Below are 23,045 nucleotides of genomic sequence, written 5' to 3'. Positions count from 1 at the left end.
TATGATGGTGAATTAGCATGGTGACTTAGCAGTGATATTAAACCACGGCTAGGGTATGAACGCAAAAAATTATTGAACGACTTTTGCAGGGATATCCCAAATATAGTATTTACCGCTATTGACGATGCGTAATTGCTCATCGATATACGGATTGTCTGGGTTTTTGGCTTTAAATTCCGTTAACCGTTGAATGGCGCGGTCTTTTTTGTCATCCAATAAATCCGCTTGCGCCAAACTTTGCGTAGCTTCTAGATAGCCCATTTTTTCGGCTTTTTCTAAGTATTTGGCACCTTCTTTAAAACCGCCACCCTCAGCGAGCATTGCGCCATATAAGAAGTTGGCTTCTGCTGTGTCATTGAGCCTCACGGCACGGGCGATATAATTGCCTGCACGCACGGCATAATCAGAACCTAAATCCAGATTGCGACCCATGGCATTGAGTTTTGCTGCACGCAGTAGCACCTCATAAGAGGCATTTGGATTTTGTGCGTAGGTCTCAATCCATGCGGTCAATGATTTGAGTCGCTCAGTGGTATTGTAGCGCTCAGTACGGCTCGAAAAAACAGGTGGGTAATGACGCGCCATTGGGGTAACATAAGTAATAAAATCGTCTAACACGCTGACATCTAACTGTGTACTATTATCCGCGGTTCGTGGAATCAAAACGGTTTTTATTGTTGAGATATTACTAAGCGTTAAAGTCGGTAGCGGGATATTGGCAAAGTTTTGCGCTGAAATATCCGTGCCTACCAATTGTACACTGTTGGTAGATGGATAAATAACGTTGGCAACCGTTGGGGCGGTCAAAACAGGCACTATCACTGAACCTGTATTTGAGGTGGCTGACGGGGGTGTCGTTTGCGGGGTAGTATTCTTCACGCTATTACTGACCGTATCAGCCGATTTTTCGGTTGATTTGTTGGTAGTTTTGGCTTTGGTCACCGTGGTTTTTTTAATGGCTGTTGTCTGGGTAGCGGGTTTTGCCGTGGTGGTTTTGGTGGTGGTCGTCTTGGTTGTTGTTTTTGCGGTTGCCGTTGCAGCCATCGCTACAGTGGCATTGGTTGCCATCAAAATAGCTAAGGTATATGTTAGGGGTTTTACCATGTGAGTCATTGAAATTTCCTTAAAAAATTGGGTGGGATGGATTGCAAAAATCAGTCAGCTTATCCCATAGCAACAATGTAAAGCAATAATGTAAAAATACTATCAAAAAAAAATAAAGTTATTGTTATATTTTTACGCGAAAACAGCGCGATTAAGCAAGGTTATAGCAATAAACACGCCAGCCAACGATTGAGGCTGTCAGTCGCGCTCATTTAAACACGCTCGGTTAAGCACGCTTAGTTAAAGATTCTCAGTTAAATATGATACGCCACCGTTTTCATGCAGTTAGCCAAAAAACGCATCGTAGTTTTGATGGGTAGTGGCAATGGGCTGGCGCCTGATTCGACTGCTTTATCACGGTGATGTAATTCTTCTTTATCCATTTGGCTTAAAATCTCAGCACTGCGTTTATCGTGTGCAGGTAGCTTACCAAGATGGCTGTGCAAATGCTCGCTGACTTGGGTTTCTGTCTCTGCGACAAACCCCAAACTAAACTCATCAGAAATCAATCCTGCTACCGCACCCATGCCAAACGATAGCCCATACCAAAGCGGACTAAAAATACTAGGATGACTACCCAATTCATTTAACCGCGTCTCACACCATACCAAATGGTCAATCTCCTCTAGCGCAGATTGGTGCATGGCTTTTTTGACTGTTGCTTGTTTGGCGGTAAATGCTTGACCGTGATACAGTCCTTGCGCGCATACTTCGCCCGTGTGATTGATACGCATGAGACCTGCGACATGACGCGCTTCTTCCACGGACAGTTTTGGCACATCGGGGCTAGAGACAGGCAATGGGCGGGTGCTAAGATTACTGTTTGGAATAAACGAGCGAATCGCCCGATCAAAGAAGACAATATTGCGGTCTAGCTTACTGAGTGATAGGTTGTTTTGTGCTGGTTCAATCGACATAGGCGCTCTATTCAAAGTGTTTCTAATCGCTATTATGCGCAGAATATGGCGTTAATTCTACTCAATATCACAACTTTTGACTAGTAAATCTATGTAGCTGATGGGCGATTTGGCTATTTTATAAAAATCCCGTGATGGGCTAGGTAATCACGGGATGTTGTGTGATAACGATATATTATACGGGTGGTAATTGTAAACGGTAAGCTTCTGCAAAGTTATGACCGGTTAAGGCTTCAGTCGCTTTGACCGTGACATAGCTTCCAGGGGCATCGCCATAGGTTGGGATTTCTTTACCTTGGCTATTTTGACCGACAACACGGGCCTTGATTTCGTTGCCCTCAAACGGTTTGATCCAGTCATGCCATCTTGTCCACCAGGTATCTTTAACATAGGTGGCGTCTTTGTACCATTGGTCAGCGTCTGCAGTGTAGTTGTCGTTGGTGTAGTAACCATATTTACTACCTGGGGGGTTCATGATACCCGCAATATGGCCTGATTCACCCAACACGAATACTTTTTCACCGCCAAATACTTGCGTACCTGGGTAACAGCTTTTCCATTTTGCGATATGGTCTTGCAAGGTTGCCACCATAAACACAGGAGTTTTAACTTTTGATAAGTCAATTTTCACGCCGTCAATTTCAACCCCACCCGGTTTACGCAGCAAGTTGTTGATATAGAACTCACGCAGTAAAAAATGGTGCAGGGCAGCAGTCACGTTGGTACAGTCTGAGTTCCAATATAACAAGTCAAAAGGTACAGGGCGCTCGCCTTTTAGGTAGTTTTGGACATAGTAGTTCCAGTATAGGCTGTTCTCACGGAGTAGGCTAAATGACACGCCCATCATTCGCCCATCAAATACACCTTTGTCGGCGTTTTGCTTGTCAATCGCAGTAACGATTTTGTCATCGATAAAGACGCCGATATCACCTGGATCTGAGAAATCAATAATGGTGGCCCAAAGTGTCGCACTAGCAATGCGGCTTTCTTGCTTGGTCGCGGCAAGATAGCCTAGCGTCAATGCTGTCAACATACCCCCAATACAGTAACCTGTGATATTGATGGTTTTTTCACCCGTGATGGCTTCAATTTGGTCCATCGCTGCAAGCACACCGTCTTTCATGTAAGTGCTCATGCCAACATTTTTGTACTCAGGCGTTGGGTTGGCCCAAGAGATGACATAAACCGTATGACCTTCATTGACTGCCCAACGCACAAACGAGTTGTTCTCACGTAAGTCCATGATGTAGAATTTGTTGATCCATGGTGGCACCATCAACAACGGACGTTGTTTTACTTTTTCGGTTGAAGGCTCGTACTGAATGAGCTGCATCATATGGTTTTCAAATACCACTTTTCCTTTTGAGGTGGCGATGTTGTCACCCACCCGGAACGCGCTTTGGTCAGTCATACGGATATTGAGTGTATCGGCGCTGTTGCCCATGTCCTCAGCCAACTGCTTCATACCTTGAACCAGGTTTTGACCACGACTTTCGATGGTCAAACGTAGTACTTCAGGGTTGGTCAATAAGAAGTTGGTTGGGGCCACCGCATTGATCCATTGGCGGGTAAAAAAAGCCAAACGTTGACGGGTTTTTTCATCAATACCTTCAACGCCATCAATCGCATCCATCATCGCTTGGGTAGTTAATAAATAATACTGTTTTAGGAAGTTAAAAATAGGATTGTCCTCCCATTCTTCATCACTAAACCGTTTGTCGCCTTTTTCCGGGCTTGCCACTGGGTCGATTTTCTTACCGGCAAATTGTTGCAGTGTGTTTTGCCACAAGTGCATTTGGTCTTTAAACAACTGCAATTGGTCTTCAACCATCGTGCCTGGGTGATTGGTCACCATCTGACCCATTTTACGCCAACCATCCATTAAATCCATCATGATGGAAGTATTGGTATACTGCGGCGCTTGGTTGGCACGCATCGATTGCTGTGCAATCTGTTGGCTCAGTTTGGTCATATTGCCAAAAAATTCGCTATAGAATTCACCGACCGCAGCATTGTAAGGTGGAATACTAGAGGCCATGTGAGCAAATGGATTGGTTTTACTCAAAAAATCCAGCGGATTTTGAGGTATGCCAAAAGCATTGTTACCAAAAGCATTATTGCCAAAGGGAAAATTGGCGAATGGGTTATAACCAAAAGGGTTGTTATTGGTGTTGTCTGAACTTTGGCTGTTGTCATTGGCTGAGTTAGCGTTCGTTCCTTGATATTGGGTGTCTTTATTGTCTGCCATGATAAGTCCCGTTATTATAATGTGCTTGATAAAAATTCGCTGTGAATATGCACGTCTACTTAAAAATATGGTGGATTAGGCATCTGTCTAATCCACCACTTTTATAGATTCATAAGCCGCTATTCATCTATCAGGTAAAACATAAATAGCGGTTTATAAATGATACAGTCTTAAGAATGACTACGATGCACCAAACCAATTATTTTGCCGCAGGGGTTGTTTTTGCTGCAGGTTTTGCCGCTTCGCTATTTTGTGTTTGTGCTGCATCATTAGTGGTGCGGGTTGCCGCAGCAGTCACGTTAGTCGCAGCTTTGTTCATGTTTTGGGTGGTTTGTTTAACCGCTTCTGACATTTGGTTTGCCGCTTTATGCATGTTTTCGTTCACTTTGCGGTTAAAGTCTTCTGCCGTTTTTGATGCGTTGCTAGCAGCGCTTTGCATCGCATCTTGCATACTGGATGCATTTTGGCTATAGATTTCATTCATCGCTGACATGACTTCATTACGGATTTCATTGCCAAGCTCAGTCAAACGCTGTGCATCTGACAACATTTTTTGACCCAATTGGTTGAGCAGCTCAGTTTGTTTTTGGTTGAAGCTTGAAGCCGCTTCTGGAGAGTCAACAGAAGAAACATTGCGAAGTTGCTCAAGACCCATTTCTGAGTAATGGCGCATTGTTTCTAAAGAAAAGTCAGTCATTTTTTCCGCATTTCGTAACATCGCTTGGTTGAAGCGAGACCATGGTGCGTACATTTGACGTGAACCATCTTTCATTTTATCCATAAAATCGTTGTTCATAATTGACCTCATTAGGCTACCAGAAAAAACAAGAAGGGTATTGAAGAATACCAAGTTGCGATACATTTTCTAATCAAAAATATGACTAAAATGAATGTGATAAGCTTTAAGCATAGTCTATTTGCTTGATATTACAATATCATGAAAGATGGCTAAATTAAACCTTGCGAGGAGCTTAAAAGTAAAAAACAATCGCCATTTATGTTAATATTTGTAATAATATAATCAACTAGACAGTAAGAGTCGGTAACCGATAAAAATCGGTTATATCTTACCATTCATCCTAAAAATAGTTGACAGGTTTGTCACTCTTAATTATTGGTTTCTATCGTGATTGTATGCTCAAGTGATAAAGCTAATTCGAGCTGTTCATCGGTCAAGATGACATAAATTTGTTTGTCATCGTCTGAGTTGATTCGTAAAATCGGAACGTCAATACGGCCATCGATATTTTTATCCGCATCCAAACTAAAACCTAAAAAATCGAGTTGTTCGACAATCATCTGACGGATAATTGCCGACTGTTCACCTATACCTGCGGTAAAGATAAGCGCATCACAGCCTTTCATACTAACCATCAGGCTTGCGATTTCTTTGGCGGCATGCGTGGCAAAATACGCCAATGCAAATTTGGCGCGTGGGTCATCGCTAGCGAGCAAATCACGCACGTCATTGCTAATTTCAGATAAACCAAGCAAACCCGACTCTTTATATAGGCATTGGTTCATTTGCTCGAGCGTCCAACCTTGCTCGACCATATATAAAATCACCCCAGAATCCAAATGACCCGGACGGGTACCCATTGGTACGCCATCTAATCCACTAAAGCCAAAGGTACTGTCTTTCGACTCGCCATTGTCGACCGCGGTGATACTACAGCCACTACCCAAATGCGCGATGATTAAGCGTTTTTTGGCAATCTTTGGGAGATAAGTTTCAAGTTTACGCATAATCGCCTGATACGATAAACCATGAAAGCCATAACAGCGCACGCCTTGATCACGCAGCGATTTTGGCAGCGCATAGCTAGACCAAATCTCTGGGCGATGGTAGTGAAAGGCGGTATCAAAGGCAGCGATGTGCACCAGTTTTTTATCCATGGCTTGCAGCGCGTTGACCACAGATAGGGCAGGAGGCTGATGTAGCGGGCAAATCGGTGACAGCTCCACCAAATGCGCCATCACTGTCTCGTTGATCACCACAGGAACATGATAGCGTTTGCCACCATGAACCACTCGGTGGATACAGACAATCTCACGCGCGGGAAAGGCCTGTCTAACACGAGTAAACAGGCTTACCGCGGTGTCTGTCAGGCTATCTTGGGGTTCCCAGTCAGACAAAGATTGTGGCATGGAGTGCCAGACTTTGTTTTTGGTTTTTAGGTTGATATTGACATCAAACAAGGGGGACCACGCAAGGGGGGATGAGTCGACTGCCTTAGCCGTGTCGTACGCCGCCATTTTGATAGTCGCTGAACCCACGTTGAAAGTCACCGCGATCGGGTGAGTTAAGTCAATATGCCTCATGACAGAATCGTTCATGCTAGTAATCTCAATTAATCTCAAGTAACCTGAATTAACATCAAGCTTGTTTACGCTTTTGCGCAACGTAGGCGCCAAGGGCAATAGAATACAGGCGGTCGAGTTCGTCATCCGAACGGCTGGTCAACACAATCGGCACTTTTGAACCCATGACAATACCAGCGGCTTTGGCTTCGCCCAAATAAATTAACTGTTTACCTAGCATATTGCCCGCTTCTAAGTCAGGTACCAGTAAAATATCGACATCGCCCGTGACAGGTGAGTGGATATGTTTGATATCCGCAGAATGTTGGCTAATCGCATTGTCAAATGCTAGTGGTCCATCAAGCAAGGCGCCGGTGATTTGCCCCCGGTCTGCCATTTTGCATAACGCGGCGGCATCAATGGTCGATTGCATTTGCGGTTTGACTTCTTCAACCGCTGCCAAGATGGCTACTTTAGGCTGCTCAATATCTAGCGCGTGCGCAAAATCAATCGCATTTTGCAAAATGTCTTTTTTGGTCAGCAAATCTGGCACCACGTTGAGTGCACAATCGGTCAAGGTCAAAAGCTTGTGATACGTGGGACTTTCCATTAACCACACGTGGCTCATACGGCGCTCGGTGCGTAGGTTTTGGGTTTTATCGATCAGCACACCCATTAACTCATCGGTATGCACTGAACCTTTGATGATAAAGTCGGCTTGCTGTTCACGAACCATTTTTGCGGCGATTTCAACCGCGTCGTGGCTATGCTCAGCATCCACTAACGTAAAGCCTGAAATATCTAAATTGGCGTCAGTAGCGGCTTTTTCGATTTTGTATTTTGGACCGACCAAAATCGGGGTGATGATGTGGTGCTGATGTGCTTGGATACAAGATTGCAAGATGATATCGGTAGTAGGGTGCACCACCACGGCAGGGACAGGGGAGACAAAGCGCCCTTGTGCTAAAAGCTGCGAAAGTTTGGTTAACATCGTGTTGCCCTTATGAGTTGACATAAATAACATTAAGCACTTAGGTTTTGATTAAGCGAGCGGTATAGATTGACATAAAACAGTATGAACCAATGACATGACAGCAAGATGAATCGGTTGTTACGGTGTGTTTGCCGCGCCGCTTAACTTATTAGCTTAGCTTATCTTAACTTAATTTGGCTTAACCAAAGCTAGCCTGAGTCAACTAATCTTGGTAATACCGGCACCGATAATTTTACTGATGCCCCCTGTTTGCGGCACTACTTGGATTTGACTGCTGATTCTATCTTTGAGCGCCTGAATATGGGAAATCACGCCAATTAGCTTGCCCGATTGCTGTAGGTTGGTTAGGGTGTCGAGCGCTACATCGAGTGCTTCTTCATCGAGTGTACCAAAACCTTCATCCAAAAACAGCGAATCTACTTGCATGCGGTGACTGGCCATATTTGACAGTCCCAATGCAAGCGACAAGCTGATAATAAAACTCTCACCACCTGATAGATTTTTGCTGGTGCGGATTTGCCCGCCTTGGTAATTGTCCATCACGTTGAGCATCAAGGGCTGCTCGCTATCAGCTATCAACAAATAACGGTCGCTCATTTTTTTGAGCTGTTCATTGGCATGGGCAACCATGATATTAAAGGTCAAGCCTTGGGCAAAGTTACGGAATAGTTTGCCATCCCTTGAACCAATCAACTGATGCAATACCTTCCATTCTTCAGTATGGTTGCGCTGTTGGTTGATGGCATCTAATAGCTGCTGCTGGTTTTGCTTAAGGGCTTCATTGGCTGCTAGCTGCTGTTCAACGGCGCCCAATTGTTTTTGCTGCTCGCTAAATTGCTGTTGCAATTGCCCAAGCGCATCGAGCAATTGCTCAACTGACAGCGCAGTTTGGGGATGATCAAGTAACTGCTGCTGTATGCGTTTGGCTTCAGACAGTAGGTTATGATTGCGCTGCTGGCTGTCATGGAGTTGATTGGCAAGCTGTTGTAAGCGTTCCCGCTCGGTATCGACCAACACCGCAGCGCGATAATCCGCCTCATCCACAAAACCCAATGTCGCAAAACGCTGCTGGATGTCGTCTTGTAGCGTTTGCTGGGCAGTTTTTAGATGGTTAGTGCTAGTGGTCAAAGATGCGATTTGTTGTTGCAAAATTTGCAGCTGACTTAGCTGCTCATGAAAGGCGGTTTGGCTGATTTGATAGTCCTGCAAAGCCTGATTTTTTGCTTGGACTAATGCGTGAGAGACGATGTCTACCGCTTGTTCGCCAAACAAGGCGTATCGCTGCGCCTGTAGCTCGCTAATCTCTTGCGCCAACGCTTGCTGTCGCTGACGGGCTTGGTGTTGATTTTGGGTTAAATGGTGCTGATCTGCCACCAATCGGGTGAGCGCTTGCTCAATTCCTGTGATGGTGTCATTGATATGGCTAAGCTTAGTTTCTAATCCTTGATAGTGCTGTAAAAGTTGCGCAAGGGTATCGATATGCTGATTTAATTGGGCATTCACATCCTGTGTGGTAGCAAAGCTAAAAGTGCGTTCGCGCGTTGCAAAAGGCATCAGTAACTTGTCAATGCGCTGTATTACTTGATGTTGCTTATCGGCGATAACCAATTGCTGGGCATCAATACCGCGGATTCTGTCTTGGCGATGTTGCTGCTGATTGTGTAGCAGGGTTTGTTGCTGCAAAACGTCATTGTATTGCTCGCTCAATGAGGCTAATCGCTGCTGAGTTTGCTGCTGCTCGGATTGTACGGCTTCGATTTGCGTCAGTGAATCTTGCAGTGCTGCCAAAGACTGCTGATTGTTGGTTTGTTGAGCCTGAATTATCGTCACCAATCTTTGAAGGGCTTGGTGGTCTATATCGTCATCGGTGCTGGGGGCTGCAACGGGCGGTAATGCTTCAATTGCCTGTTGTACAGGTTGAGCATGTATAAGGTGTTGGCTGGCAAGCTGTAATTGATTTAATAAACGTTGGTTGTGTGCCTCTAAGTGCTGTAAATGCTCATTGCGCTGTTGCTGGTTATTTGTGAGTGCATGCTCTTCAAGCAATAACTGCTGTAATCGGCAATTGATGTCATCAAGCCGTTGTTTGGCAATCGCTAATTGTTGCTCTGTATCATCGGGCGTGTAGGGCTTATGGGTGGCGAAAGGATGTGCGGTTGAGCCACACAGCGGGCAAGGTTCGCCATGGCGTAATCTATCGCGCTCCTCGGTTAAATTTTGAATTTTTGCCAATAAAATCAAGTTGCGGTTTAACAATTCGACAGTCTGCTCGGCGGCTTGTTGCTGCTGCTCGCTAGTTAGTCGTTGGCTAGCAATCTGAGCCAATTGAGTTTGACCATCGGCTAATTGCTGCACAAATTGTTGATAGTGTTGTAGGTTGGTTTGCCAAGTCTGCACATCGCTTTGCATGGCGGCAAGCTGCTGGTCGGTTTGCCAATAAATTTCAACCTGCTGTCGCAATGCTGCTGCCGACTGCCCTTGTGTCAGATGATGTAAGTGACTGGTTTGGCTCTCTAAGTTTTGTCGATGCTCAGAAATTTGTGATTGCAATTGCGTGAGCTGTGATTGCAGAGCGCTGGCTTGCTGCTCATTGTGCTGAAAATCACCCTGTAGCTGCTGCTGTTCGTTGACTAAAGCCTGCGCTTGTTCACTGAGTGCTTGGCTAGATTCCTGTAGTTGGGTGAGGGAGGCCAATGTTTGAGGCAAGGTTGTTGCCTCAGGGATTTGCTGCTGCGCTTGGATGAACTGCTCACGCTGTGTTTGCTGGCTAACAAGCTGCTGCTGCTGACTATCAATGCTTTGGGCATTATGCGCCAATTGCTCACCAAGCTGTGACAACTGCTGCGCAATCTCTTGGGCGTACTGATTTTTTTGCCCAAGGGTAGTGTCAAGCTTGCGCACTTGGTTTAATAACGGTTGGGCTTGTTGCCAGTCGTTTTCGGTTTGCTGGGCTTTTGCTTGACGCTCATCTTGGTTTTTTTGAGCAAGTTGGCAATGGTGTTCGGCGGTGGGTAGCCGGTGTTGATAACTAGCAAGATCACTGAGCTGTGTGCTCAACAAATCGCGCTGATAATCAAGTTTTTTAATATCACCCGACACTTCAAGGGCTTTTAGTGCGCGCTGTAGTTGGATTTTTTGTGGGGCAAATTGGCTTTCTTGCTCGGCAAGGTCGCGTGCTTCATGCTTAAGCTTATGGATTTGGTGCGTGTATGCGTCAAGGTTTTGTCGCCATAGCTTATCAGACTCGATTTTAGTCATGGCGGTTTTGGTTTCATTAACGATGTCCACCAGGGCGTTTTTTTGTGAGGTTAGGCTGTGTACTTCTTCATCAGATAACACCGTCATGCCTGATAAGCGATCGGTAAGCGTCTTAAGTTCAGCGTCTGATTGGGTTTTAAACTCGTGTACTTTTTTTGAGATATCGCCATAGATTTCAGTGCCGGTGATTTCTTCGAGCAGATTGGAGCGCTCATCGCTATTGGCTTGCAAAAAAGCGGCAAAACTGCCTTGCGCTAGTAGCATGGCACGGGTAAAACGGTCAAAATCCATGCCGGTGAATTCAGCGACCAGTTTTCTAGTTTTTCTGGTTTGGGTTTCAAGCGGTGGTAAATTTGTAGCGTCATCGGTAAAAGGGGCGATTTCATGCGTCGGCGATTGCAAATTGCCTTCGGGGTTTTTTCTGGCGCGCTTTTGTAGCCAAGTACAGCGATAAATGCCATTTTTGGTGGCAAAAATCACTTCACTCAAACATTCGCCGGTATGGCGTGACATGAGGTCATTTTTGCTTTGGGTAATCTCGCCCAAGCGTGGCGTCGCACCATATAAGGCAAGACAAATGGCATCTAAAATGGTGCTTTTGCCCGCACCTGTCGAGCCTGTGATGGCAAAAATACCTTCATCGGCATACGCGGCATGGCGAAAGTCAATTTCCCATTCGCCTTGCAATGAATTAAGGTTTTGAAAGCGAAGCTTTAAGATTCTCATTGCTGCCCCCCTTGCAAACTTTCAAGCACTTCAGTATATCTTGACCATAACATGGGTTTTTGCTCTTCTAGCACTTGATGGGCAATTAGGCAGCGTTCAAATACTTGTGTTGGGTTTAACTCTTCAAGTGACTCATCCATGCGCTGGCTTTGCATCACCTGATCGCGTTTTTGCTGATTTTTGATGCGTAGTACTTCAAGCCTAGAGTCTTTAACCAGTTCTGCAATTTTTTCTGATAAATCACCCACGACTTCTTGCCCATCATACACCACTTCAAGCCAAACTGATTGTTGGGAATTTTTTAGGCTGTGTAAGCTAGTTTTGATGGTTTGCCAATCACCTTTGAGCGTTTGGATGGGTTGGAACACAGGAACAGGCAGTGATTGCAGGAGGGTAGTATCGCTAAGCTTGGCTATATTGTAAGGCTGTCCACTAAGTTGCCCACTTAGATGATAACTGGGTGTATCATATCCTGCTTTATGGCTCGCTTGAGCATCAACCTCTGCGTTAATCCCAGTTTCTGCATTTATCGCGCCAAGCATGGATGGTTCAGGCAACTCTTCATCCGCAAATAAATCCATCGACGCATGGCTCACACTTTTGCGTTTTTTGACAGGGGTTGGCGCAGAGACAAGCGGTTTTTTTTGAATGGTTAAAGTCTGTAATGGCTGAGACAGTAAGTCAGGCTTGGCATCAAATCGCAGCAAATGCACTTGTTTTTGCTGGCGACTTTCACCAAAACCCATGGCAATGGGTGAGCCAGCGTAACGGATGTGTGGTTGTCCGCCAACCACTTGCGGAATATGTAAATGCCCAAGCGCCACATAGTCAATCTGTGGGTGAAAAATCTCGGCACCGATACTACCGAGTGAGCCGACATACAAATCACGCACCCCATCGCCTTCCATCGTTTGCCCGCCCACAGTAAATAAATGCCCCGTTGCCACAATCGGGATGGTACGCTTATATTTGGCTTGCAGCTGCGCTTGTTGCGCAATGGCAATATCGGCAATCTGTGCATAATGGGCTTTGATGCCTTGGGCAAGTTTGCGTTCTTTATCATCCAATCGTTCGCCATGCCCGACGGTTCGCACATCACGGTCACGCAAGTAGGGCACTGCCATGACAATGAGCTCAGGTTGCCCTGATTTATCCAATAACGTAATCACTTCGTCAGTCGGCGTATCTGTCATACTACCGATGATATGGATGTTAAAGGCTTTGAGTAGCTGTTTGGGCGCCTCCAAAAAACTGGCTGAATCATGGTTGCCCGCTACGATAATCACATGGCGGCAATCGGTATGGCAAACTTGACTTAAAAAATCATAATATAAATTTTGCGCTTGGTTGCTGGGCGCGGTGGTATCAAAAATATCCCCTGCAATCAGTAGCACATCGACTTTTTGCTCACGCAGCGTCTGTAGCTGCCAGTCTAAAAACTGCTTAAATTCATCGTAGCGTGGCTTACCATAAAGCCTACGCCCCAAATGCCAATCTGATGTATGTAATAAAGTGAGCATAAAAAATTATGCCTCTGTGGCGGGGTTCGCTGAAGTCATGGACTCAGAGTCTGCGATGGCTGGCGCAGACGCCAATTCACTATCGTGTAACCCTTGGGCAAACAAGCGACCTAATAGATTAACATCATCGACCCGCGCATAGTTGAGACGGGTGACAAACGCCAAGCGGCGATGCGGACCGGCTTCATTGAGCGGCACTAACGACACATTGTCAGTCTGCTGGCGCACTTGCCCAGCTGCCATTTGCGGCACTAGTGTGGTGCCCATACCGCTGATAGCCATTTGAATTAACGTATGCAGGCTTGCTTCACTAAAGGCGTGTTTGACGCGGCTTTTGTCGAGGTGACATACCGATAGCGCATGATCGGTCAAACAATGCCCTTCGCCTAGCAGCATCAAGTTACTATTGGCTAATTCGTCAGCATTGATGCTGGGTAAGTTGGCATGTTTACTGTCTTTAGCAAATACCGCCAAAAACTTTTCTGACCAAAACTCAAATGATAACATGCCGTCAGTATTATAAGGCAGCGCAATAATGGCGGTATCAATCGCGCCATAACGGACTTTTTCAAGCAGTCGCTCGGTTTGTTCTTCTACCACATTGAGCTGAAACTGTGGGAATTGTTGGCGCAGTAGCGGCAATACCTTGGGCAGCAAAAACGGCGCAATGGTTGGGATAATACCAATCGTCATCGGATAGGCGAGCGGGGTTTGGTGCGTCTGGGCGCGGGTCACCAAATCATTGACTTCGGCAAATATCCGCGTGGCTCGCTCAAGAATTTCCTCCCCAATCGGGGTGATTAGCACTTGTTTGTTGTTACGCTCAAAAATTTGGGTATCAAGCTGCTTTTCCAGCTCTGCAATCCCTAAGCTTAACGCAGATTGTGAGATATTACACTCTTCTGCTGCCCGTTTAAAATGCTTGTATTTGGCAACTGCCAATGCAAATTCTAATTGTCGTAATGTAATCATGGTTTGAATTTTAACCTTTAAAATAGCGTAAAATTTTCGCTAACGCGTTTTAGTTAAAGATAAATAAAAAGATAAAAAGGTAAAAAAACTGACGGCTACCCTAGCAAACAACACGCAAAAGATGCATGCTAAAAACTTCAATCAACCGAATCATTTCAAATTTAGTTTACCATTTTTGTGTGCTTTTACGAGTGGAATATTTTTTAATCTATCATTAATTTGGTTTTGGTATTGAATTCATTATCGAGTCTTTCAAAATAATTACAAGATAGCCTAAAGATTGAAACTATAAGGCAAAACTATCAAGGTTAATTTAAAAAATTAATCAATAAATTAAAAACTTTAAACTAGACTGAATCTTAAATTGTACTAAGATAGACCCATCGATAACAACGTTTGATGATTAAAAAACAGCAACCGACTATAGCCTAACAAGCTAGAAGCCTAAAAAGCTAGGTTGCCAATGACATCAAATTTGTGTTATCAATATAGCACTCACTGATTTGGCTTTGTCAATTGGTGATGTTGCTAAATTTTTAACCACAACAATAGCTTATATAAGGAAAAATCCATGGCTGCAATTATCAACCAAACCATTCCAGAATTCAAAACCCAAGCATTTGTGAATGGTGAATTCAAAGAAATCTCATCTGATGACGTTAAAGGCAAATGGGCAGTGTTTTTCTTCTACCCACATGACTTTACCTTTGTTTGCCCAACTGAACTTGAAGACATGGCAGACCATTACGAAGAAATCAAAGCATTAGGCGCGGAAGTTTATGCGGTATCGACAGACACCCATTTTGTACACAAAGCATGGGCAGATGCGTCACCTGCAATCGCTAAAGTAAAATACCCAATGCTTGGCGATGGTACTGGTAAAATCACTCGCGGCTTCAACGTGATGATTGAAGAAGACAACGCTGCGCTTCGTGGTACTTTCTTGGTAGACCCAGACGGTAAAATCAAAGTGGCAGAAATTCATGACTTAGGTATCGGTCGTTCTGCCAAAGACTTAATCCGTAAAATCCAAGCCGCTCAATACGTGCGTGACAACGACGGTGAAGTATGTCCAGCGGCCTGGGAAAAAGGTAAAGAAACCTTAAAACCAAGCCTAGATTTAGTGGGTAAAATCTAATCTTGATAGTCTAATGTTTTATTGACTGACAATTAGATAAAGTTAAAAACCTCAAATTGAAAGATTTGGGGTTTTTTTATTCAACTACTGTTGTTAACAATGATAAAATCAGCTTCTTTGAAGCTTGAGAAAATAACCATGGATAGCGCACAAACCACTCACCAAACTGGCAGTCAGACCACAAGTAGCCATTATGCCTTGCTTTGGGCAGGGGCAGCGGTGTCAATCGCTGAGATTTTGACGGGCACCTACCTTGCGCCATTGGGGTGGGAGCGTGGCTTGTTAGCCATCGTCATTGGGCATATGATAGGCGGCGTGCTATTTTTTTTAGTCGGCTATATTGGGGCAACCCAACGCAAAAGCGCCATGGAAACGGTGAAGGGTAGTTTTGGTTTTCAAGGTGGGATGCTTTTTGCTTTGCTAAATGTTGTGCAGTTGGTCGGCTGGACAGCCATCATGATTTATGATGGGGCATTGGCGGTCAATGGGATTTGGGCTATCGGACAAGCGGCATGGTGTGGCGTGATTGGTGCGCTGATTGTGTTGTGGCTGTGGATGGGCAACCGCTTCTTTGGCAAAATCAATGCGTTGGCGGTAGCTGGGTTATTTATGTTAACGCTTATTTTGTCGTTTAAATTATTTAAGTTAGGCGCTGGGGATGTGGCAGCGACAAAAGACGTGGCAGCAGCGATGAGCTTTGGGGCAGCGGTGGAGCTCGCGGTCATTATGCCATTATCATGGTTGCCACTGGTGAGTGATTATACTCGCCATACGCAAAAACCTTTGCAAGCGACGCTTGTGAGCACCGTGAGCTATGGGGTGATGAGTGCGTGGATGTATGCGATTGGACTGGGCATGGCATTGTATACCCAAACGTCGGATTTTGCCCAAATGCTATTACAGCTTGGATTGGGCGTGACAGGGTTATTGTTGATTGTGCTCGCGACGGTGACAACCACATTTTTGGATGCGTACTCGGCAGGCGTGTCGGGTGTCTCGCTGTGGCAAAAACTCCCAGAAAAAGGCTTGGCAATTGGCATTACCCTCATCTGTGCCATCGCAGCGATGCTGTTTCCCATGGATGATATCACTGAATTTTTATACTTTTTAGGCTCGGTGTTTGCGCCAATGGCAGCCATTCAAATTGTGGACTTTTTTATTTTAAAAAATAGTGGTATCAAACAGCGTTTTAATGTCAAAAATTTGATTGTCTGGGCGATTGGTTTTTGCTTGTATCGTTATTGGCTTGCCCATCCACTCGATATCGGGAATACCTTGCCGGTGATTATGGTGACAATGCTATTATGCTTCTTGGTTAATGTATTCACAAAAAAATAATGCCGTCCGCCACGCTTAAACCAATTTTTTTACAGTCCAATTTTCTTAAAGTAGGGTTAATTGGTTGATTTAAGCCTTACACTCGCTATCAATAGCAAAAGCCCTGTCACAACGAACAGGGCTTTAATCAAAAAATCGAATTTAGCTTAGAACTTATTTATTTTTATTGTCTTCTAAGATTTTGTAGATTTCATCTTTTAATTGCAGTTTTTGTTTTTTTAATGCTTCAATTTCGTCGTCACGGCTGCCTGCTGCAACAGGATCTTTTTCTAGGTTAATGATTTGAGCATCTAATTCGTTGTGTTTATCAAATAATTTTTCAAAGTGTTTATCAGAAGTTTTTAGTTTGCTAATAAGTTCGCGATGTTCTGGAAACATAGTCCTTTCCTTTTTTTGGTTGTATGTGAAAAATAATGCAAAGGGGTCAACACATAAGACAAATTTGATTGAGTTAATATATTGCATTTGTCTTATTAGCATTGTAACTAAAAATCGCATGGTTGACTATACGCTAATCGGTAACAATTGGTGAGGGGGCAAAAGTTACACCATTAATGGACTGAAGTAATTTATGTATTAATATTTTGTTGTATAAGATAATAAACGTTTTGTTTTTTAAAACATAGCTATCAACTTTCTTAGATTGTCAAAGCCCACAAAAATCACAATAATAAGGTTAACAAAATGACTTACCCAATAACTAGAAGGAAAATACCATGTTAGATCAAGGTTTATTAGATGCAGTGAAAAGTTATAGCGAACGTATGACTCGCCCGATTGAGTTTGTGTTGGGTGAGGGTGAACATGAACAGCGCGCTGAACTGGTGGATTTTTTGACCCAAATTGCAGGCACTACTGACAAGATTCGTTTGAGTCAACAATTCGATGCCAATCTATCAGCGATGAGTTTTAAAATCCGTAGCCAAGACAAAGATACGGGCATCATTTTTAGTGGTATTCCAGGTGGTCACGAGTTTACCTCATTGATTTTGGCTATTTTACAATCAGGTGGCAGTGAGCTCAAACTTGACCCAGGTATTCAAAATATCATTAAGGCGATTAAACAACCGCTAAAATTTGAAACTTTCGTCTCGTTGTCTTGCCACAACTGTCCTGACGTGGTGCAAGCGCTAAACCAATTTGCGTTACTCAATGACAACATCAGCAATGAAATGATTGATGGTGGTGTGTTCCAAAACATGATTAACGAGCGCAATATCCAAGGCGTACCTGCGGTATATTTAAATGGCAAACCTTTTGCCAATGGTAAAATTGACACTGCCAAACTCATCGAGAAACTGCAACAGCAATATCCAGATTTGATGAGTGCTGCAGCAGCAGCCGAACAGCTTGAGCAGCAAGATGTGACCATCATCGGTGGCGGACCTGCGGGCGTGGCGGCAGCCATTTATGTGGCACGTAAAGGCTTAAAAGTCACCATGGTGGCTGATCGTATCGGTGGGCAAGTGAAAGATACCCAAGATATCGAAAACTTGATTTCAATCCCATTGACCAATGGTAATGAATTATCTGCCAATTTTGTCAAACATATTACCGCTTATAGTATCACGGTCAAAGAAATGGTAAGCGTGACATCCATCACCGAAAATTCTGCACAAATGAATGAGCAAGGCGAGGATAAGCTAACCTACCAAATTACGCTTAATACCGGTGAAAGTTTCGCCACTCGTGCGATTATCGTAGCGACAGGTGCAAAATGGCGTAAGCTTAATATCAAAGGTGAAGACGAAAATATCGGTAGTGGCGTTGCGTATTGTCCGCACTGTGATGGTCCGTTCTTTAAAGGCAAAGACGTGGCAGTTGTGGGCGGCGGTAACTCAGGGATTGAAGCGGCAATTGACTTGGCAGGCATTGTCAAACACGTGACAGTGTTAGAATTTGCTGACACGCTCAAAGCAGACCAAGTATTGATTAATAAAGCCAAAGAGCGCGATAATATCGATATCATGACAAGTGTAGCGAGCCAAGAGATTAAAGCAACTGATGGTAAAGTCAGTTCGCTAATTTACCAAGACCGTACCACCGGTGAAAACAAAGAATTGCCATTATCTGCTATCTTTGTGCAAATCGGACTGGTGCCAAACTCGGAAGTGGTCAAAGATTTGGTACAGGTGACCAAATTTGGTGAAATTGAAATCAATGAGAAATGCCAAACCAACAAACCCGGAATTTTTGCCTGTGGTGATGTCACTACCGTACCGTTTAAGCAAATTAATATTGCGATGGGCGAAGGTAGTAAAGCGGCACTCAGTGCGTTTGAATACCTTATGTTGCAATAATTTTTCACCTTTTTTTTTAGTTATTTTTCAAAAAAAGCCAAACCTCATAGTTTGGCTTTTTTTTGGTGGCTAACTTTTTTTGGCGGCTAACATGGTGTTGCCTTGTCAGTCTATATTGGCGCGGTAGGCATACTACCCAAAATCCGCTACAATAACTTGCAAACTATTAATAGCGATTTAAATAATAGCGATTTAAAGGAATAAATCATGACAACAGCAAATACTTCATTCATCAAGCAGGTCACGGTAGCCGGCGGCGGCGTACTGGGTTCTCAAATCGCCATGCAAAACGCCTTTTTTGGCTTTAACGTCACAATCTTTGATAAAGAACCCGAAAAGGTCAAAGAGCGCATCGCAAAACTCATGCCCATCTACGCCAAATTCTATGACAAAAGCCCAGTACAAGCCCAAGTAATCACCCATGCGATTCGCTATGTGACTGACTTAGGCGAAGCAGTGGCACAGGCTGATTTGGTGATCGAAGCCTTACCAGAAGTCCTCGATATCAAAAATGAATTTTATAAGGCCCTGGCAAAGGTAGCCCCTAGCCACACGATTTTTGCCAGTAACAGCTCAACGTTGATTCCTAGCCAAATGGTCGAGGCTACAGGTCGCCCCGATAAATTTTTGGCGTTACACTTTGCCAACCGTATCTGGGTGAACAACACCGCAGAAGTCATGGGCTCAGCGCATACCGACCCTGCGGTATTTGACAGCATTGTTGCTTATGCCAAAGCCATTGGCATGGTGGCGTTACCACTCAATAAAGAACAGCCTGGCTATATCTTAAATACCCTATTAGTGCCTTTTTTAAATGCCGGTATGCACTTGTATGCCAATGACATTGCCGATCCCCAGACCGTTGATAAAACTTGGATGATTGGCACAGGCGCACCGATGGGACCGTTTGCCATGATGGATATCGTAGGGGTTAATACCATTGTTAATATCAGCCAGCAAAAAGCTAAAACAGGCTCAAAAACTGCCGAGCGGTTTATCCAAAAACTGCAAACCGAACTGATCGATAAAGGTCGCACAGGGTTTGAAGTGGGGAAGGGTTTTTATGATTATCCAAACCCGGCTTATAAAGACCCTGATTTTTTAAAATAAGCCTCAAAAAAGTTTAAAAGTCAGTATTTAAAAGTCAGTAGATGACAAAAGCCTATTCACCCAAAATGGGCTTTGTTTTTTTATTGCGGCAGCAGCCACGGCTAGCACTTGCCAAAGCCAACAATTTACCCCAAAATGATAAAAAATTGTTGCCAAAAATCCCCGATGAAGCCGACCACCGCCCAACAAGTCAACACCTTATTATATTATTTGCAGACCAAGCAGACACCGCCGTTTGAGATACTGTTTTGGGAAAACTTGCAAAAGATTGACTTTGATTATTCAGCCAACAGCCTACAACAACTCAGTCGGTTTTTTGCAGCAATGGCAAAACGCCACATTCAATTGCCACAATTATTGGCACACCAAAGCGGGCAAGCACTTATAGTAGCGCTCGCCGCTTATATTGCAGACTATTTAGCCAAAACCACCGGGCAAGCGATTGCTTGGTATGACTATGACAGGATGTCAGCACAACTGGCACGGCAAAATAAGTACCCCGCCCAGTCACAGTTACCTGCCAATTTTTACGCGTCACTCACGGCGCGTATCGGGCACAAAGTCTATTGCCAACCGCTTAAGCTATTACCAGATTTGCTGCAGGGTAAAGATGTGTTGCCACAGTTTATTGCCCAGATGACGCAGACCCTCTATCAGCAATCGCAAGTCAACTTATTGCAATCGCCTGAGGCGGTGTGTCAGGGCTATTTGGCAAAAGTGAAAACAGGCAAACTACAGGACGCCACTATCGCATTTTCCACCTATCTGGCAGCGGTGAATTTTGATAATAGTCGTGATAGTTTGGTGCAAATTGATGAGGCATTATCGGCTATCCAGCAGGCGTTTGGGTTTACGCAAGCGGATTATCTGGACTTTTTGCAAGATGCCTCACGTCAAGCATTTTGCTATTTGCTGGGGTTTTATATTGGCGTGACGAGCAGTCGCTTGGCCAATGCGCCCGTGCGCTGGGTATCTTTTGCGCAGATGTATGACAGCTTGGGCGAGACGTTTGCTGAATGCCTTGAGCATAGTTTTGTGCTGCTGTTTGAGGACTGCTATCGCACACCGGTGCTGGTAGTGACCAATCGGTTATTTGGACTTGCTAGGAATTTTCCGACCACCGCTGCTGAGTTTGCGGATATTTTGCAACGGCAAAATGCAGGTCACCTAGCGGTTTATCCTTATCAAGACGCTGTGAGCGCTACCGCTGACTTGCCAGCGCCTTGGACGTCAGCCATGCAGGCGGCGGGTGCGTTGGTGGCGTCTGTGCTATCAAGGCTATCACAAGGTGAGCCGATTTTACCTTGTGTGTATCAAGCCCATAGCAGCGACAATACAGGGGGTGAATTAACCGCATTTAATCCATCAAATATTGCGCTGTTATCACTTAGTGATACGGATTTAGATACAGACATAGACAAAAACACAAACATAGAAACAGATACAGACACGCTGATTGATAGCCTCTACCAAACGCTGCATCAAAATCCACAATTAGCCACCATAATCGTTGGCTGTTTTGATAGCTATACCAATTTGCCGATGGGGCGCACTGAAGGGATCGTGATTGAGATATGGGTGTATGAAAACCCTCGCTTACAGTTGCAGCTTGTGTTGCCGTATCAGTCCGCGAATGATTGGCACAGTCTAAAAATTTATCCGTTAGTCAGTCATCAAAACGGCGCACAAACAGCGCTTACCTCGGAACAGATAACCGCGTTAACCACGCACTTTTACCAAGCACTGCTAAGCACACCTTCAACACAAAATACCGCGGTTAAAACGCTGTGGCAAGATGCCTATGTCAATCAACTTGATAGCTGGGTATTACCGCCCAAAGACCAGCGTATCCAGCAACAAAACGCGCAGCTAGTGACGCATTTTGATTTTGCGCTATTGCCGGTACTTGATAATCAAACCAATGTGAATATTGCAGATTTTGACTATAGCAGCATTGATTGGCTCAGGTTTGATTTGGCCAAACATATTTTGCAAGCCAGCCACCATGAACAAAGCTATTTGCAGGTATACGTCAGTGATAACTTGATTAAAGATGAACTATATCGGCAAGTAGAAGCGACTGAGGATTTATATCGCTATGGCAAAGTGGTGTGGGGTGTTGTGATAAAATCTGATGCGGCGTTAACCGAGCCTATGTCAGAAGAGGAACGAGACACGCCTTTTGCCAACCATCGGGTGAGTTGTGCTGACATTTTGTTTGATGCAAGCGGGCAAGCAAGGGTAGAAGATTTGCAAGCCAAGGCAAGTCAATTAATGGATGCGATTGGCACAGTCAATCAGCCGCCAAATGCTGCGCCCGACGTGGCGTTTTATCAATTACATTGCCAAGACGACACATCTAGGGTGTTTAATTTGGCTTATCCAGCCAGTATCGCAGCGACAAACTATCGGATAACTACCAGTTGGATTTGGCGGCGTCATTTGCCCAATGGCATGTTATCAAACAGCATAGTGCCCATTATCATTCATACTACTGCTTACCAAAATAAAGCCGAGCAGGGCGAAATTATGGTATTGCCTAGCCAATTATGGGATAAAGCCTATTATCATTACTGGCTAAGCTTGGCTTATGAGCAATTTGGGCAAGATTATGATTTACTTCCCTATATCCACTGGCAGCAAAAATACGCACAGGATAGCACCGATGCCGCAACCCAAAAGCGGCTATGGCCAAAATTTAAACCCAATCGAGCATCCAATCGAGCACCTAGCCGACAACAAAGTTCAGCTATCGTGTTGTCAGACAAGCTAGAAAACCCCATGTCAGCTACTGCTAAGCAACAGGGCAGTATGCAACAAGCGACTATTCAACAAGCCACTATTCAACAAACGACTGGGCAAAAACTTGCTGATGTGAAGCCAACTTTACAGCCATCGATAGAGTCAACATCACAGGTAGCCCAGACACCAAAAGCGCCGCCACCAGCCTCACTATCCAATGAATTGACGCAGCAACTCATGAATGACAAGCTGCGCTTACAAACCCAATTATCCACCAAAGATACAGCAAAAGATAAAAAACTCCTGGTGATTGCTCTCGGTGGGATGCTTGTTTTGATCATCTTGGTGATACTGGTCAAAATAATGCGATAAATTTG

The 23,045-nt window shown here is 44.5% G+C and carries 16 protein-coding genes; 6 read left to right on the top strand and 10 right to left on the bottom strand.

Annotated features, from left to right (window positions below):
- Window positions 1-69: 69 nt before the first annotated feature.
- From RT084_RS08545 to RT084_RS08505, 9 genes are all read right to left on the bottom strand, one after another.
- Window positions 70-1,113: a tetratricopeptide repeat protein gene (locus RT084_RS08545; protein ID WP_312385684.1), complete on the bottom strand. Its 1,044-nt coding sequence runs from the start codon at window positions 1,111-1,113 to the stop codon at window positions 70-72.
- A gap of 245 nt (window positions 1,114-1,358) precedes the next feature.
- Window positions 1,359-2,021 (bottom strand): 2-polyprenyl-3-methyl-6-methoxy-1,4-benzoquinone monooxygenase, encoded by a 663-nt coding sequence (gene coq7, locus RT084_RS08540; RefSeq protein WP_312385685.1) that lies wholly within the window; start codon window positions 2,019-2,021, stop codon window positions 1,359-1,361.
- 175 nt (window positions 2,022-2,196) lie between these two features.
- Window positions 2,197-4,269 carry a class I poly(R)-hydroxyalkanoic acid synthase gene (gene phaC, locus RT084_RS08535; protein ID WP_312385686.1) on the bottom strand — a complete coding sequence of 691 codons (2,073 nt, stop codon included), beginning with the start codon at window positions 4,267-4,269 and terminating at the stop codon, window positions 2,197-2,199.
- A gap of 199 nt (window positions 4,270-4,468) precedes the next feature.
- Entirely contained in the window at window positions 4,469-5,065 is a 597-nt protein-coding gene (locus RT084_RS08530) for a phasin family protein (protein WP_007116432.1), read from the bottom strand.
- Window positions 5,066-5,376: 311 nt separating this feature from the next.
- The gene (locus tag RT084_RS08525) at window positions 5,377-6,606 is read right to left on the bottom strand and encodes an acetate/propionate family kinase (protein WP_312385687.1); all 1,230 of its coding nucleotides are present in this window, start codon (window positions 6,604-6,606) and stop codon (window positions 5,377-5,379) included.
- Window positions 6,607-6,646: 40 nt separating this feature from the next.
- Complete coding sequence (locus RT084_RS08520) at window positions 6,647-7,561, bottom strand: bifunctional enoyl-CoA hydratase/phosphate acetyltransferase (RefSeq protein WP_312385689.1); 915 nt, start codon at window positions 7,559-7,561, stop codon at window positions 6,647-6,649.
- A 201-nt stretch (window positions 7,562-7,762) separates the two neighbouring features.
- Window positions 7,763-11,548 (bottom strand): AAA family ATPase, encoded by a 3,786-nt coding sequence (locus tag RT084_RS08515; RefSeq protein WP_312385690.1) that lies wholly within the window; start codon window positions 11,546-11,548, stop codon window positions 7,763-7,765.
- Window positions 11,545-13,068, bottom strand: coding sequence for an exonuclease SbcCD subunit D C-terminal domain-containing protein (locus tag RT084_RS08510; protein WP_313099227.1), 1,524 nt, complete (start codon window positions 13,066-13,068; stop codon window positions 11,545-11,547). Before RT084_RS08510 ends, RT084_RS08515 begins: the two co-directional genes overlap by 4 nt.
- A gap of 6 nt (window positions 13,069-13,074) precedes the next feature.
- Entirely contained in the window at window positions 13,075-14,040 is a 966-nt protein-coding gene (locus tag RT084_RS08505; RefSeq protein WP_313099224.1) for a hydrogen peroxide-inducible genes activator, read from the bottom strand.
- A gap of 571 nt (window positions 14,041-14,611) precedes the next feature.
- On the opposite strand from RT084_RS08505, the gene ahpC reads away from it, so the two are divergent.
- Window positions 14,612-15,178 (top strand): alkyl hydroperoxide reductase subunit C, encoded by a 567-nt coding sequence (ahpC, locus tag RT084_RS08500; protein WP_050323971.1) that lies wholly within the window; start codon window positions 14,612-14,614, stop codon window positions 15,176-15,178.
- Between the two features lie 138 nt (window positions 15,179-15,316).
- Entirely contained in the window at window positions 15,317-16,516 is a 1,200-nt protein-coding gene (gene cytX / locus RT084_RS08495) for a putative hydroxymethylpyrimidine transporter CytX (RefSeq protein ID WP_313099221.1), read from the top strand.
- Window positions 16,517-16,669: 153 nt separating this feature from the next.
- Here cytX and RT084_RS08490 read toward each other — a convergent pair whose 3' ends face one another.
- Window positions 16,670-16,894 carry an HP1242/YdcH family protein gene (locus RT084_RS08490; protein ID WP_007116424.1) on the bottom strand — a complete coding sequence of 75 codons (225 nt, stop codon included), beginning with the start codon at window positions 16,892-16,894 and terminating at the stop codon, window positions 16,670-16,672.
- A 338-nt stretch (window positions 16,895-17,232) separates the two neighbouring features.
- Between RT084_RS08490 and ahpF the strand changes: the two genes are divergently transcribed.
- The 4 genes from ahpF to RT084_RS08470 all read left to right on the top strand — a co-directional run bounded on the left by ahpF (window position 17,233) and on the right by RT084_RS08470 (window position 23,040).
- Entirely contained in the window at window positions 17,233-18,816 is a 1,584-nt protein-coding gene (gene ahpF / locus RT084_RS08485) for an alkyl hydroperoxide reductase subunit F (protein WP_313099217.1), read from the top strand.
- A gap of 207 nt (window positions 18,817-19,023) precedes the next feature.
- On the top strand, window positions 19,024-19,926 hold the full coding sequence (locus RT084_RS08480; protein WP_159675963.1) for a 3-hydroxyacyl-CoA dehydrogenase: 903 nt from the start codon (window positions 19,024-19,026) through the stop codon (window positions 19,924-19,926).
- 41 nt (window positions 19,927-19,967) lie between these two features.
- Window positions 19,968-20,165 carry a hypothetical protein gene (locus tag RT084_RS08475; protein ID WP_219330874.1) on the top strand — a complete coding sequence of 66 codons (198 nt, stop codon included), beginning with the start codon at window positions 19,968-19,970 and terminating at the stop codon, window positions 20,163-20,165.
- Window positions 20,092-23,040: a hypothetical protein gene (locus tag RT084_RS08470; protein ID WP_313099209.1), complete on the top strand. Its 2,949-nt coding sequence runs from the start codon at window positions 20,092-20,094 to the stop codon at window positions 23,038-23,040. Before RT084_RS08475 ends, RT084_RS08470 begins: the two co-directional genes overlap by 74 nt.
- Window positions 23,041-23,045 lie beyond the last annotated feature (5 nt).

This window comes from Moraxella sp. CTOTU48717 (assembly GCF_032057165.1).
Taxonomy (GTDB): Bacteria; Pseudomonadota; Gammaproteobacteria; order Pseudomonadales; family Moraxellaceae; genus Faucicola; species Faucicola tetraodonis.
The sequence above is the reverse complement of the archived record's forward strand: the minus strand, read 5'-3'. Positions and strand labels throughout refer to the sequence as shown.